This is a genomic window from Thalassotalea montiporae, from assembly GCF_053485855.1.
In genome coordinates this window covers 14611-29482 of sequence record NZ_JBQRUO010000003.1, presented here as the reverse complement: position 1 = coordinate 29482, position 14872 = coordinate 14611, and the positions used below count along the sequence as shown (strand labels likewise).

The 14872-nt window shown below is 44.0% G+C and carries 13 protein-coding genes; 7 read left to right on the top strand and 6 right to left on the bottom strand.

What is annotated here, in order from left to right; translation table 11 throughout:
• Window position 1 precedes the first annotated feature (1 nt).
• Together ACSLUR_RS10780 and ACSLUR_RS10775 are read right to left on the bottom strand one after the other, a co-directional pair.
• Entirely contained in the window at window positions 2-1213 is a 1212-nt protein-coding gene (locus ACSLUR_RS10780) for a UxaA family hydrolase (protein WP_448554435.1), read from the bottom strand.
• Window position 1214: 1 nt separating this feature from the next.
• A complete protein-coding gene (locus tag ACSLUR_RS10775; protein WP_448554432.1) occupies window positions 1215-1511 on the bottom strand; it encodes a UxaA family hydrolase in 297 nt (98 codons plus the stop codon).
• Between the two features lie 191 nt (window positions 1512-1702).
• On the opposite strand from ACSLUR_RS10775, the gene ACSLUR_RS10770 reads away from it, so the two are divergent.
• The 6 genes from ACSLUR_RS10770 (at window position 1703) to fucU (ending at window position 10143) form a co-directional block, all read left to right on the top strand.
• Entirely contained in the window at window positions 1703-2476 is a 774-nt protein-coding gene (locus tag ACSLUR_RS10770; RefSeq protein ID WP_448554430.1) for an IclR family transcriptional regulator, read from the top strand.
• A 393-nt stretch (window positions 2477-2869) separates the two neighbouring features.
• On the top strand, window positions 2870-5821 hold the full coding sequence (locus ACSLUR_RS10765) for a TonB-dependent receptor (RefSeq protein ID WP_448554428.1): 2952 nt from the start codon (window positions 2870-2872) through the stop codon (window positions 5819-5821).
• Between the two features lie 134 nt (window positions 5822-5955).
• The gene (locus tag ACSLUR_RS10760) at window positions 5956-7335 is read left to right on the top strand and encodes an MFS transporter (protein WP_448554426.1); all 1380 of its coding nucleotides are present in this window, start codon (window positions 5956-5958) and stop codon (window positions 7333-7335) included.
• Window positions 7322-8470 (top strand): glycoside hydrolase family 172 protein, encoded by a 1149-nt coding sequence (locus ACSLUR_RS10755; RefSeq protein WP_448554424.1) that lies wholly within the window; start codon window positions 7322-7324, stop codon window positions 8468-8470. The genes ACSLUR_RS10760 and ACSLUR_RS10755 overlap by 14 nt, the downstream gene beginning before the upstream one ends.
• 105 nt (window positions 8471-8575) lie before the next feature.
• A complete protein-coding gene (locus tag ACSLUR_RS10750; protein ID WP_448554422.1) occupies window positions 8576-9706 on the top strand; it encodes a glycoside hydrolase family 172 protein in 1131 nt (376 codons plus the stop codon).
• The gene (fucU, locus tag ACSLUR_RS10745) at window positions 9706-10143 is read left to right on the top strand and encodes an L-fucose mutarotase (protein ID WP_448554420.1); all 438 of its coding nucleotides are present in this window, start codon (window positions 9706-9708) and stop codon (window positions 10141-10143) included. Before ACSLUR_RS10750 ends, fucU begins: the two co-directional genes overlap by 1 nt.
• Window positions 10144-10159: 16 nt before the next feature.
• Here fucU and ACSLUR_RS10740 read toward each other — a convergent pair whose 3' ends face one another.
• Window positions 10160-11326 (bottom strand): patatin-like phospholipase family protein, encoded by a 1167-nt coding sequence (locus ACSLUR_RS10740; protein WP_448554418.1) that lies wholly within the window; start codon window positions 11324-11326, stop codon window positions 10160-10162.
• A 147-nt stretch (window positions 11327-11473) separates the two neighbouring features.
• Window positions 11474-11833 carry a DUF3718 domain-containing protein gene (locus ACSLUR_RS10735; protein ID WP_116000697.1) on the bottom strand — a complete coding sequence of 120 codons (360 nt, stop codon included), beginning with the start codon at window positions 11831-11833 and terminating at the stop codon, window positions 11474-11476.
• Between the two features lie 503 nt (window positions 11834-12336).
• Here ACSLUR_RS10735 and ACSLUR_RS10730 point away from each other — a divergent pair.
• Entirely contained in the window at window positions 12337-13146 is an 810-nt protein-coding gene (locus ACSLUR_RS10730) for a hypothetical protein (RefSeq protein WP_448554416.1), read from the top strand.
• A 294-nt stretch (window positions 13147-13440) separates the two neighbouring features.
• Here the strand turns inward: ACSLUR_RS10730 and ACSLUR_RS10725 are convergent, their stop codons facing one another.
• Complete coding sequence (locus ACSLUR_RS10725; RefSeq protein WP_448554414.1) at window positions 13441-14097, bottom strand: 3-oxoacid CoA-transferase subunit B; 657 nt, start codon at window positions 14095-14097, stop codon at window positions 13441-13443.
• Between the two features lie 20 nt (window positions 14098-14117).
• Window positions 14118-14834 (bottom strand): CoA transferase subunit A, encoded by a 717-nt coding sequence (locus ACSLUR_RS10720; RefSeq protein ID WP_448554412.1) that lies wholly within the window; start codon window positions 14832-14834, stop codon window positions 14118-14120.
• Window positions 14835-14872 lie beyond the last annotated feature (38 nt).

Genomic DNA, 14872 nt, shown 5'->3' with positions numbered 1-14872 from the left:
GCTAATGAGCTAAACAAGCAGGTCCAATCGCCTCTATGGTCGTTGTGTCGCCAGTGTTAAAGCGCTTATAGGTTAAGATGAACTCTTTATGACCGAGTGCTTCCGACTTGGTTTGCTGGCCACTGGCCACCTTAAGTACACAGTCGTAAATTTGTTGACCTATATCCTCAACCGTATGGTTACCGTCAATGACACTGCCAGCATTTATGTCCATGTCTTCACTTAAATTGCGATAAGTTTCTGGGTTGGCACATATCTTTATCACAGGTGAAATCGCAGAACCGACCACAGACCCTCGTCCTGTGGTAAATAAAATCATCAATGCGCCAGAGGCAATCAGCTCAACAATTTCCGCGTTGTCTGAAATATTGGGAAAGCCGAACATAGGTTCACCATCAGGCACCACATCCATTAGGAATAGGCCGTTCTTTGGCGGAATTTCGCCAGGAGTGATAATACCGTTGATTTTTGAAGAGCCTGATTTGGCGTAAGCGCCCATCGATTTTTCTTCCTGCGTGGTCAAGCCGCCCTCGGCGTTGCCGGGGGCAAAACTGCCGTAGCCCATTTTGGTGTAGTAATGCTCAGCTTTTTCTACACAAGCAAGCAGTGCTTCACCCAGCTCAGGTGTTTCTGCACGCTCTGCCATGATTTGTTCGCAACCAATCAGCTCGCCAGTTTCTTCAAAAATACAGGTAGCACCTTGTGCTAATAACAGATCAAAGCTAACGCCAACGGCAGGGTTAGCGCTCATGCCACTGGTACCATCTGAACCACCGCAGATAGTGCCAATCACTAATTCTGAAGGCTCAATATCTGCCCGCTCGACATTGGCAATATCACCAAGTATTGCGCTTGCTTTAGCAACGCCAAGATCAATCGTCGATTTGGTGCCACCACATTGTTGGATGACTAAGGTTTCAACAGGGCGCTTGCTCGCTTCAATGGTGCTAATAAGTTGTTCACGATTAAAACCTTCGCAGCCCAGCGACACTAATAGTACGCCGCCAACATTAGGGTGCGTGCACAGTTTTTCCATCATTTGCAGGGAGTAGTCGTTTGGGTAGCAACCGGGGAAGCCAATCAGTTGCACATCGTCGTGATCAACTTTGGCAACAATGGTTTTGGCAACGTGATGTGCGCATTCCACTAGATAGGCCACCACAACTGTATTACGAATACCTTTGCGGCCATCTGCGCGTTTAAAACCTCTCATCTTATTCTCCCACTCTTGATTGTCGCGTGTGGCTGGGAATGTAATCGCTTTTCATATTGTGCAGATGAACATGCTCGCCAAACCCTATGTCATTAGTTGCTGAGCCGATAGACACGCCGTAGCGAATAATCTTTTCGCCGAGCCCAATCGCTTGGCTTGCGACTTTGTGACCAACTTCGATAGTCGCTGTCATAGTGAACTGCTGCTCGCCAATGGTGACTTGCTCGCCAGCACTAATACGTTGGCAGCAAATCACCACGTTGTCGTTTGCATTTACTCGTACAAATTTTGTTTGCATTAGCGCTCTTAACCCCAAAGTTGAGCGTGAAATCTGTCACGCATTTAAATATAAAAATTAATTTTAAATATGAAATTAGGGCGAAATTTAATCAGTGTCAATATAAATTTTAGTTTTATATTTGAAATCACCCTAGTGCTCAGATATCTTCGACGATAATAAAAACTACAAGAACTCAGGCGGTAAGCACTATGGCAGCGAAGAAACAGTACTCAGCACCAGCGTTAGAAAAAGGGTTAGATATCATCGAACTTCTTGCTCAAGAAGCAGAAGGGCTAAAAGTTACTCAAATTACCGAAAAGCTAGATAAATCGGTTGGTGAGTTGTTTCGTATGTTGATGGTGCTGGAGCAACGCGGCTACGTGGAGACCAGTGAGGGCTCTGATCGTTACCGTTTATCGCTTAAATTATTTGGCCTGGCGAATCGCTACCCACCCGTTAAACGCTTAACTAGTGTTGCAGGGCCAGTGCTTAAACGTTTGGCCTTTGCCATTGAACAGTCTTGCCATTTAGTCACTTTCTTTGATGGCCACGGCCATGTTGTTGCACAGCAAGACTCGCCATCATCTCGAACCTTCAGTGTTCGTTTGGGGGCAACGGCACCGCTCATGAATACTTGTTCCGGTCATGTGTTGCTCTCTTATGCCAGTGCTGAGAAATTTGAATTTATGATGGAAAGTATTCCTGAACATCACCCAAAGCCTGATATCGAAGGCTTTGCCAATATCTCATCGCAAATTGTAAAAGCAGGTCATGAAGCGATCCGCAGCCGCCAAGTGCAGGGCGTGATGGATATTGGTTACCCTGTTTTTGATAGCTCTGGTGATATTTTGGCTGCGCTCGTTGTGCCATTCGTTGATTACATCGACGGCTCCCACCCAATCACACTGGAAGAATCCAAATCCTACATTGCCCAAGCGGCAGCCAATATTTCTCAGCAGTTAGGTTATACCAGCAGCGATTAGCATATCGCCAAGGCTAGCAATAACTTCGTGTTTACTGCATTAGCTGTCATATCATGCTGGATGAGCATTAACGCGATATCCGTTGTTGTTAAACGTGGCTTTTCAACATGTTAGGCATATCCGCTAGTGCTATGCCTGTACGCTTTCAAGATGCGCATGATGCTATGAAAAACCTGTCTAAGGTTCTATTTCTGTCTTTTTGATAACAAATATCTTCTTATAAAACATTACGTTAAATAAATGGTTGGTGGTTTTTTACACTTTCTTGGTTGACGAGGTAAGAATTAGGTTGTAGGTTTTTAAATGTGAAAATTATTTTTACATTTACAAAAAATATAAAATTAAACTAGATATACAAAATTACATACAACAAGTAGAAAACGGGGAAGTAACATGGCAATTCGCAAGAATAAAGTGAGTGAAGCTATTTCGTTGGTGCTTATGGGCATGACGGCGTTTGCTTCAGGCAATGTCTATGCGCAACAAAGTAATGCGACGGCAGATGATGACTCGGAAACTGAAGTCATTGAAGTAAGAGGGATTCGTTCTTCACTCGCTAAATCGTTATCAGTTAAGCAAGATGCGAGCGGGTTTGTTGACGCAATTACAGCTGAAGACGTAGGTAAATTACCAGATAACAATGTTGCGGAAGCACTTCAACGTGTTGCAGGTGTTTCAATCGAGCGCAGCCGTGGTGAGGGTGATTTCATTTCAATTCGTGGCTTAGGCGCCGATTTTGTCAAAGGTACGATGAATGGCCGTACTTTGCTAAGCTCAACCGAATCGGTTGATCCTATTTTTAATGGTGTTAGCCCAACATCAGCGGGTCGAGCGACAAACTTTGATATTCTTCCGTCAGAGCTAGTAACTTCACTTGAAGTGGCTAAATCTGCATCTGCCAATCAAATTGAAGGCGGTATTGCGGGTTCCGTCGACGCCAAAACTGCACGCCCGTTAACACTGGGCAATAAGGCGGCGTTTTCGGCAACGGGCACTTATCGCGAATTCAACGAACAAACCGACCCAAGTCTGTCAGGTTTATACAGCTGGTCGAATGACAGTAATGTCGGCTTCCTAGCTACCGCTTCATACTCTAAACGCACTATTCGTGAAGACTTCTCACGAAGCTTTTTGTGGTTGCCTGTCTCAATTTTTGGAGCGGCTGAGACGCTAGATACCAATAATGATGGTACAGGTGATGTCAGTGGTGTGTACCAGCCGTTGTCAAACAATGCGGAAGTGTTTGAAGGAGAGCGTGAGCGTTTCACGTTTGGTACGACGCTGCAATGGGCTGGTGATAAGTCAGAATTTGTTTTAGACACACTTTTTAGTAAGCGAGAAATTGAAGAAGGTCACCAGAACTTTATCTTTTTACCAATCGCTATTACCAACCTAGGGCCAGTAAACCCAGATGGCAGTCAACAAGCAGGTGATGCGGTTATTAATGATGCTGCAGTCAATCTCGATTCTACGACACGACCAGAAATCACTAATGGCACACAGATTAACGATGAAGATTTATTTGCTATCGGCGCCAATTACACTATCGATGTTGCAGAATGGGCGTTAAGTTTTGATGCGAGTTACTCAAAATCCGAAGGCTCTTATGATTTTGAGCGGGCACGTTGGGATGCGGATAACGGAACATTTGCCTTTAACACGCAACTTGATCAGGGCGGTTATACGATTCGACAGCAAAATCAAGCCGACGGCGCGGCTGCTGATTTAGGCAACCTAGAAAATTGGGTATTAACGGGCTTTGATCAACGTAATGCAAACAACATTGATACTGAACATGCCTTTAAATTTGATGCGGTAAGAGATTTAGACTCGGATTACATCAGTTCAATCGAACTTGGTATCAGATACTCTAAGCGAGAGAAGCAACTGGCTACGCGTGATAATGGTGGCGATATTCAAAATATCAGAAGTAATGGTGGTCTCACCTTACTTGCATCAGATGTTGTCGGCGGCGTTGAGCGTGGGCAGAGCAATTTCTTGGACGGTCAATGGAACTCCAACATAGATTATTCAAACCTACCTTTCCCTGTATATGCCGCAATTGCTGAAGAAGTGCTACGTCAGCGCGCCACTATACTCGCTATTCCGGAAGCTGATCGTACTGCTGAGCAGAACGAATTAATTGCTCGCATTAATAACGCAGTTGGCGACCCAGTTGCCAGCCCAACACGAAGCTTTACCGTTACTGAAGATGTATTTGCCGCTTATTTCCAAGCGAATATTGACACTGAGATCGGTGGTATGCCGTTAACTGGTGATATTGGTATTCGCTATGTGCAAACCGACGTGGAAGTTGACGGCCAAAGCGCGAGTTTTGTCATTACCGACTTAAACGGTACCAACAGAACCGATGGTTTTGATTTACTAGAGTCAGTAGACCCGCAACCTATTAATTTTGAAAACGATTACGATAATGTACTACCTAGCTTCAATCTAAGGTTAGAAGTAACTGAGGGGATGTTTGTTCGTGCATCTGCCAGTAAAACCATTTCCAGAGCACCGTTAGACGCCTTTAGACCGTCGTTGACGGGTACAGCCAATGCCCCTGTTGATGTGCAAGAAGATGGTTTTCAACTTGGATTATCTGGTGGTAACCCAGAGCTAGAACCGTTCGAATCGACTAACTTTGATATCGGCTTTGAATACTACTTTGGCGATGCCAGCGCCTTCTATATCGCAGCCTTTAAAAAGGACTTAGAGAACTATGTTGTACAGGGCTCTACGCTAGGGCCAATCACTGAAATTGGAGGTACGCCAGTGCCCGTTACTGGCATCGTTAATAATGGTGGTTCGCAAGGGCAAGGGCCTGTAGGACAAGTACCTGTTGATGTCTTTACCTCACCGATTAACGCTGCAGAAGGTGATATTACCGGTGTTGAAGTTGGACTTCAGCAAGGTTTTGAATCAGGCTTTGGCTACATCGCAAATATCTCAACAGTAGATAGTGAAGCAACTTTCCGAGACCCGAGCACGGGTGACCAACAGTCGGTTAATTTCTTCGGCGTTTCAGACCTAAGTTATAACGTCACGGGGTATTATGAAGCTGGCCCGTTCCAAGCTCGTTTGTCATATAACTATCGCGATGAATATTTGGTTGATGTAAACACTGGCCTACCTCAGGAATTCGTCAACGACGAGTATGGTCAGCTAGACGCTTCACTAAGCTACGACTTGAATGAAAATCTTACCTTAGTGTTTAGTGCGATTAACCTCAATGATGAAGATCAGCGCGTATTTGTTGACTTACCAGTCGGCGGTCGTCAGTTCTACTCAACCTCGCATATCGGTCCGAGATTCTCGCTCGGTATTCGTGGAAGCCTATAACCTTTTGAAAAATGATAACTATATTCGTTAACGAAAGTTAGCGAATATAGTTTATCAAACGTTTTTTTGCTTTTATATTGTTCAATCACAACTCAAAAAACCATTAACTAACAAACCAATAAAAGAAATATAAGATGGATGTTAAATTAAGTGTTAAAGAGAAAGTTGGGTTTAGTGTCGGTGACATGGCTGGTAATTTTGTTTACCAGTCTGTAGTTCTACTTCTCGCGTATTATTACACCGACGTTTATGGGCTGGACGCAGTCACAGTAACGGGCATTTTTATTTTTGTGCGCATTTTTGATGCGATAACCGACCCTATTGTTGGTGTATTGGTAGATAGAAATCGCTCTCGCTGGGGTAAATATCGCCCATTTCTAATGTTCCTATGTGTGCCTTATGCCATTGCTTCTGTATTGGTGTTTACCGTGCCAGACTTTTCTGAGCAGGGAAAAGTCATCTATGCCTATGTTACCTATGCACTGTTAATGCTGCTGTTTACTGCCACCAATATTCCTTACTTTGGATTAGGCAGTGTAATGACATCGTCAGTGCGCGAGCGGATTTCATTAAACTCATATCGTTTTGTTGCCGCGACAGGCGGTGGTTTAATTGTCACCGCATGTGTGATCCCGTTGGCCGATATTCTTGGTGCTGGCGACAAGGCCGTTGGTTACCAACAAGCCATGATGGTGATGGCGGTATTGTCGGTAATTCTGTTTATGATTTGTGTTGCGACTACAAAAGAGCGTGTTGAACCGCTAACGAGTGATAACCGCAATGCTAAAAAAGAAATTCAGCAAGTGCTAAAGAATGACCAATGGCGGTTGTTAGGTTTCGCCGTGTTAGTGTTAGTAACTTCGCAAACCATTAAAGGCACTTTATTTGCCTACTACATTAATTACTACGCCAAAGACGCCGGTATTGCACTGTCATTGTTTTTATCTGTGTGGATGGTTGGCGGTATGTTAGGCAGCTCTTTGACTAATAAGCTGACCAGATTAATGTGTAAGCGCAATGCGTGGGTGATGCTGTGTTTTATCAGTGCTGCACTATCTGCTTTAACCTATTTTATATCTGCTAGCGCTATGTTGATGATTCTCGTAATGCAGTTTTTTGTCGGCTTTTTTAATCAGATGATGGCGCCACTTATCACTTCTACTATGGCGGAAGTTACCGACTATGGTGAGATTAAAAATAAATCGCGACAAGACGGGTTAATCGCCTCATTTACCTTGTTTATGTTAAAAGTGGGATTAGCGGTTGGCGGTTCATTAGCCACCTATTTCCTCGCATTCTACGGCTATCAAAGTGGTGGCGTTGAACAATCTGAAGAAACCATTTCGGGTATTTTGCTGATATTCACGTTGGCACCAGCGGTTGGTTTTATCATTACGGGTTTAATTATTAGCAAAATCAAACTTGATCGCGTTGCCGTAGCGGAAAACGAATCTCGCCTGCAAAAGCTTAGAGTCAGTAATAACCAACATGAGTGTGTATATGAACCAGTTTAACGGCAGTAAATTTAATGGTTTAGGTGTTTCAGTTGCTAATTTATCTTGGTTGTCTGATGCGAAAAGTCGCTCCATTTCGCCGGAAAACTTTACTGGTGAAGCTGGTAAAGGCGGTATGGCAATAGAAGGGACAGGGAAAGTTTGTGCCCGTGACTTAGGGCAGGGCTGGAAGGTCTCACCGTCGATAGAAATTGACGCTGGTCAATGCGCTGACCTCGCAAAAATCAATACATCAGGCGCTATTCAGCAAATTTGGTTAACGGCGTTTGGGGTGAAATTTCGTGATTTGATTATCCGCATGTACTGGGATGACCAAGCGCACCCTTCGGTGGAAGTGCCGTTAGGGGATTTTTTCTGCTGTGGTTGGGAACAGTATGCTCATGTTGATTCATTGGTGGTTTCTGTCAATCCAGCGTTTGCGTTTAACTGTTTTTGGGAAATGCCATTTCGAAAAAATGCGCGAATTACAATTGAAAATAGGGACCCACTGCAGCAAGCGATTATCTACTATCAGATAAACTATGTTGAAACTGAGGTGCCAGCACAGTGCGCATATTTTCATGCACAATTTCGTCGTTCAAATCCGTTGCCATATAAGGAAGTACACACCTTGCTCGATGGCGTCGAAGGTAAAGGCCAGTATGTCGGCACTTATATGGCGTGGGGCGTTAACAACAATGGCTGGTGGGGCGAAGGGGAAATTAAATTCTTCATTGATGATGACAAGGAGTTTCCGAGCATTTGTGGTACGGGGACAGAGGATTATTTTCTCGGTGCTTATAACTTCGACTTAGGTGCAGCCCAACCGAAAAACTATCCTAGCGAATATATCGAATACACCACAGCTTATGCTGGTTTGCCACAAGTGATTCGCCCTGATGGTGTTTACAATGCTCAGCAAAGATTTGGCATGTATCGCTGGCACATTAGCGATCCCATAAGGTTTGAGCAGGAACTGAAAGTTAATATACAGGCGCTTGGTTGGCGTGATTATGGCAATTGGGGCGGGGACTATGAGCAACGCCGTTATTTACCGCTTCAAGATGACATAGCGTCCGTTTCGTTTTGGTATCAAACACTGCCTTCTAAACCTTTTCCAGTTTTGCCTGAACGAGAGTTCCTAGAAGTGAATTAGCAGTGAATTGATGCAGTGAATCTTATATCGAACAACATCATTAAAAATTAATCATATAAAAATAAATAATTACAACAAACCTTATACAAAATAGAGAGTTAGTTTATGGCAGGTTTTAATGGTTTGGGGATGAACCTAGGCAATTTATCTCGTTTATCGAAAGCAAAATCCCGTTCAATTTCCGCAGAAAACTTTACTGGCGAGCCGGGCAAGGGCGGCATGGCAACTGAAGGTATGGGAGCTGGGCCGGGGCGAGATTTAGGGCAAGGCTGGAAAATATCACCGTGTGTTGAAGTGGCGCCAGGTGAAACGTTTACCTTAGCAGATATCAAAACTGGTGGCGCGATTCAGCAAATCTGGATGACGACACTTGGTCCGAAAAAGCGTGATCTTATCTTGCGCATGTATTGGGACGATCAAACCCACCCATCAGTAGAAGTACCGTTAGGGGATTTTTTCTGCTGTGGGCTAGAAGATTATGCACACGTGTCATCACTACCCGTTTCGGTTAACCCTGGTTTAGCGTTTAATTGTTTTTGGGAAATGCCGTATCAAAAGAGCGCAAAAATCACCATTGAAAATCGCGACCCTCTGCAAAAGGTGGTGGTTTATTACCAAATTAACTACACAGAAACAGATGTGCCAGAAGACTGTGCTTATTTTCATGCACAGTTTCGCCGCACTAACCCAGTGCCATATAAAGGATTACACACACTATTAGATGGTGTGGAAGGTCAAGGTCAATATGTGGGGACGTATATGACTTGGGGTGTTAACAATAACGGCTGGTGGGGCGAAGGTGAAATCAAGTTCTATATTGATGATGATAGCGAATTTCCGACCATTTGTGGCACAGGTACCGAAGACTACTTTTTAGGCTCATATAATTATGACATTGGCACGGCAGTGAAAGGCCACCCTAATGCTTATACCGAGTACACCACCGCCTATGCCGGCGTGCCGGAAGTTCAACGACCAGATGGCGTGTATAAATCGCAGCATAGATTTGGTATGTATCGCTGGCATATCCCTGATCCTATTCGCTTTGAGCAGCAGCTAACCGTAGATATTCAGGCGCTTGGCTGGCGTGATTTTGGCAACTGGGGCGGCGATGTTGAGCAGCGCAGGTATTTACCACTGCAAGATGATATTTCGTCGGTGTCGTTCTGGTATCAAACACTGCCAAGCAAGCCATTCCCTGAATTGCCACACCGAGACTTTTTGGAGGTGAACTAATGCTTAATAACATTAGCCCACTGATCAGTCCTGAATTGCTGTTAGCGATTTATCAGATGGGGCACGGCGATGAAATAGTGCTCGCCGACGCGCATTTTCCCGGGCATAGCTGTAATCAGAATGTTATTCGAGCGGACGGCTTAAAAGTGGCTGATTTACTGGATGCGATATTGCCATTAATGCAGCTCGATCAATATGTGGAATCGCCCGCAATTATGATGCAAGTGGTACCTGGCGATAGTGCTGATTCACAAGTTGAACAAGACTATCACGCGAAACTCAGCCAACATCAGCCAGAACATGCAGCAATTGCTAAAGCTGAACGATTTGAGTTTTATCAGCGGGCAGAGCAAGCATTTGCCGTAGTAATGACCGGAGAAACACGAAAATACGGTAACATTATTTTGAAAAAAGGCGTAACGCAGGTGAGCAGCTAAAAGCTACGCCATTAAGTTACTCTATTTCATTGGTTAAGGCTAAAAAGCCTCTAATATCTTGCTCTTGTGCCATGGCATCATTAAAGCCGAGTTTGATCAATTCTCGGCAATAATGTTTATCAAATAACAGATAACTCAATAAGCTCGATTCAGGATCATTTTTTACACCAACACTTCTTAGCATCAAACGAACCCCTATCGGTAGGTATTCATAATACTCGCTAGCTAGGGCGTTAAAGTCGTGGCTTGGATTAATTAGAAAACTGCCAATTTGTTGCAAGCCACTTTTTTTCGCACGAACTTTGGGGTCGATTAGAGCTAGCGTGGCATTCATCCGGTTCATTCGCTCTAAGTCACTTTGCAAAGTGTCTGAAAAAACCGAGTCAAGCATATGACCAGCGACCGTGGCTAATGTTGGCGGGTGAGGGTTGTTTTCCATTGGGTGAATTGGTTGTTTAGATTGTTCGACACCTATGATGAAAATACGTTTTGCCCCTAAATGAATAGGGGGACTAAGTGGTGATAACTGATGGATTGAGCCGTCGCCATAGTGTTGATGGCGTATTTTTACCGATGGGAAAACTAACGGAATTGCAGCAGATGCCATCAAATGTTCGCTGTCAATTTGGCATCGTTGACTGAGTCGCTTTGCTCTGACCCATGGCTCGATAGATCTGGCTGACTGATAAAATGTCATCGAATCACCACTGCTATAGCTTGATGCTGTAATCGATAGCGATGATAAGTAGTGGTTTTTTATATTAAGGTCGATGCGCTTAAAATCGATAACCTGATTGAGCAGCTGGCGCAGTGGCGCGTTGTCAAGTAGGCTACGTGGTCTTTTAAGCGCATAGTCTGCCTGAAATCCTGCAGCAAAGCCTGAAAATATATTGTTAAAAACGGCTGCTGTATTGGTGCGATAAATGCGATCGCACGATAAGTTTTTCCATATCCACTCCAGTTTTTTTACACCAAGGTGAAAGCATGAAGCATAACAGGCTAGCGCAGTGGTATTAATTGCTCCAGCTGATGTGCCACAAAGGATCGGAAAAGGTATGCCGTGATTGCGCGGGATAAATTTCGCGATAGCCGAGAGTACACCCACTTGGTAGGCTGCGCGCGCGCCTCCACCAGTTAAGAGTAAAGCTGTTTTACTACCTTTATAAGTTTTCTTTGGCGTCATTAACGTTGAGCTTCCTTGCAAGTACGGCGAATCACTGACTATTAGCTTAGCGAAAAAAAAGCCAGCGGTTAAGCTGGCTTTTTCGTTTTAGCGACATAAGAATTATCAACTAGCAAAACATTATTACTAGTGTCTACCAGTTAATAATTAACTACTAACGCGAGCGTTAGCAGCATCCACTAAAGGTTGCGATCCTGCCTGTAGAGAATTTAAATTTGCAGAAACAACTTTCTTAGATAATTTTTTAATCATCATCGAACCTGTTTTTACAGAATTTTTCGCTACGGCAAACTCCAACAAGTTCTGACCATTACATTGAATACCGGAAAAAATACTACGTACTTTTAATTTATTCGTCTTTAAGAATGAACGCATGCGTTTTTTGTCATCAGCTGCCACGTATTCACATACACTTTGTGCAATGTCATTTGCGTTGGCTTTTGGTGCAGTTACCACAGACGTCAAAGTTAAAGCTGTGATGGTAGAAACTAGTAATAATTTTTTCATTTTTAATAACCTTAAAGCTAATTGAGTGTTAGAAAAAAGAAAAAACCACTGGAACGTACCCTTTTGATGAGGTAACTCCGCTGTCATAGACGATAAATTGATGAGAATGTGCTTACGATAAAGGTGGAGACTGTTCAGTAACTGAACGTCATACTTACAACTTGAGGTAAGGGCAAGACTCCTATTTTGCCGATATTCTACGTCCTTGATAAGCTTACTTAAGCGAGCCTAACGCAGTTAATGACAATTTGACCTAATATCAACAAGCAAACACTTAACAATCTGTGCTTCGCCCTTAGACCGGTGGCTTTGCGTAGCATGCTTTCACATACTTTGCCTTTTCTTTGTCACCCTAATTAGTACCAAATCCAGTAACACTTTGCAACAAAGGCGGTTAAAAAGCGCGCTTGTACTTGGGGCGTAACTGTAAGGCAGTCTAAAGAGTTAGTGATAACCGTCTATAATTATTGAAACTTACCGGGAACCTAGGACGCTCAATAATCATGGATTTTTTTGACAATATTGTGATGTTGGTTGGCTGTCTGCTGATTGTTGTAGGTGTAGTCATGTTCGCCATTGGCAAGAAAGAGAGTGCTAACCAGAATAACGTGGAAGGGTTTGGTATCAAGGTTAACGTGAGCAACCCTTCAATTATTTTGATAGTGCTTGGTATCGGCTTATTACTCGTGCCTCGCTTATTGCCTAGCGACGCAAGCGTAGGTGCTAGCAGCGCAGACAAACACGCAGTAGGCCTACCAAAACCTGCCCAGCCAGACTTTAGCGGCAACAGTGAAATTACAAAAGCAGATGATCCATACGACGACTTGGGCAATGACGAACTAAATGGCCGTGACGAAGGTGACAGTGGTTACTTGCCAGATCAAGACAATAGCAACGAACAGGAATTTGAACCTGAAGCTGAACCTGTATTTGAACCTAAAAGAAAAAATCAGCCACAAACTTACTTCCCTGGCGGGTTATGGCAATTAAGCGATTACGCTGAAAATGGCATTGATTTAACCGATAACGTAAATGGTTCTATCGAGTTTAGTCAGCGCTCTAGTAATAGCGCTCAATGGGTTACTGACTTTGTTATTGTTGACGGTTGGGGCAATATGGCGCGCTATCAATACCAAGGATCGATGAGTTATAGAAATGGTAGTTACTTTATTACCATCGTGAACAGCACAGATCCTAATTTTACTGGTCAACAATCTGCCCCGATGGAATTAAAAATAGATAGCGATAGTAGGCTACATATGGGCTATCGGATAAATAATATGGATATTTTGATCCACTGGTTAGAGAACTAGCGGCAGCTAATATAGTGATGCAATCTAGTTGCGTTAAAAGCCCAAAGCTTTAAGCTGGAAAGCCTAACAATTAATGCTCAATAGCTAGCGCTCAATAATGATTGATAAAAGCTCAATAGCCCTAAGTTTTTGCCATTGATGAATGCGGGGAGCAGGAAGCATTGGGCTAGGAACTGTGAGCTATGAACCGTGGGTTAGGAATAGCGAACCGTTATCAATTTTGCGATGAGATAACGGCTATATTTGCGGAAATGATTTAATTAGCTAATTTAGCCAAAAAACACCTGCAAAGCGCTAAAACTGCATTTCAGGTACTTGCTCAGGTACCACTAATTCACCAGCAGTAAGCTTAACGATCTCCTCTACCGAAACGCCGGGGGCGCGTTCAAGTAAGTGAAACTTACCGTCTTTTATTTCTATAAAAGCGAGATCGGTTAACACCTTTTTAATGCAGCCTTTGCCGGTTAACGGCAGGGTGCATTCAGGTAATAGCTTAGATTCACCATGTTTTGACGCATGGGTCATGGTGACAATAATGTTATCCGCACCGGCGACTAAATCCATTGCACCACCCATACCCTTAATCAGCTTGCCGGGGATCATATAGGAAGCGATATTACCGTTAATATCTACTTCAAATGCGCCTAAAACCGTTAAATCAACATGACCACCGCGGATCATGGCAAATGATTCTGCCGAGTCAAAAATCGACGCACCAGTGATTGCCGTTACCGTTTGTTTGCCTGCGTTGATCATATCGGCGTCTAACTCTTCTTCGGTGGGGAATTGCCCCATACCGAGCAGACCATTTTCTGATTGCAGCATCACTTCCATGCCCTCTGGCACATAGTTAGCGACTAATGTTGGGATGCCAATTCCGAGGTTAACGTAATAACCGTCTTTTAGCTCTTGCGCAACGCGCATTGCAATTTGTTCACGTGATAATGCCATGATGTGCTCCTTATGCGCGCTTATAAGTCAGTTGAGTGAGCTGAGCGAACAGTGCGCTGCTCAATGCGTTTTTCAAAACTACCTTGGATCAGGCGGTCAACGTAAATTCCCGGGGTGTGGATCTGATCAGGGTCGAGCTCGCCCGGCTCAACAATTTCTTCCACTTCAACCACGGTAATTTTTCCTGCGCTTGCTGCCAATGGATTAAAGTTACGTGCGGTTTTACGAAAGACTAAGTTACCGTATCGATCGGCTTTCCACGCTTTAACGATGGCAAAGTCCCCTTTAATGGCTTCTTCTAAAATATAGTGGCGTCCATTAAATTCGCGCTCCTCTTTGCCTTCTGCAACGGGAGTGCCGTAACCTGTAGCGGTAAAAAAGGCGGGAATACCCGCGCCACCAGCGCGCATTTTCTCTGCCAATGTACCTTGTGGTGTTAGCTCCACCTCAAGTTCGCCCGACATCATTTGCCGTTCAAATTCCGCATTTTCACCAACGTAAGAGGCAATAATTTTCTTAATTTGGCGCTCGGGTAGTAAAACCCCCAAGCCAAAATCATCAACGCCACAGTTATTGGAAACCACCGTTAAGCCTTTAGTGCCTTTGCGTTTTATCTCGGCGATTAGGTTTTCTGGAATGCCACACAGGCCAAAGCCACCGGCAATTACGGTCATGTTATCGGTTAGATCAGCTAACGCTTCTTGGTAGCTAGCGACGACTTTATCAAATCCAGCCATAGTCAAACCTCATCATTATTGTGTCCCCATTTTCTAAC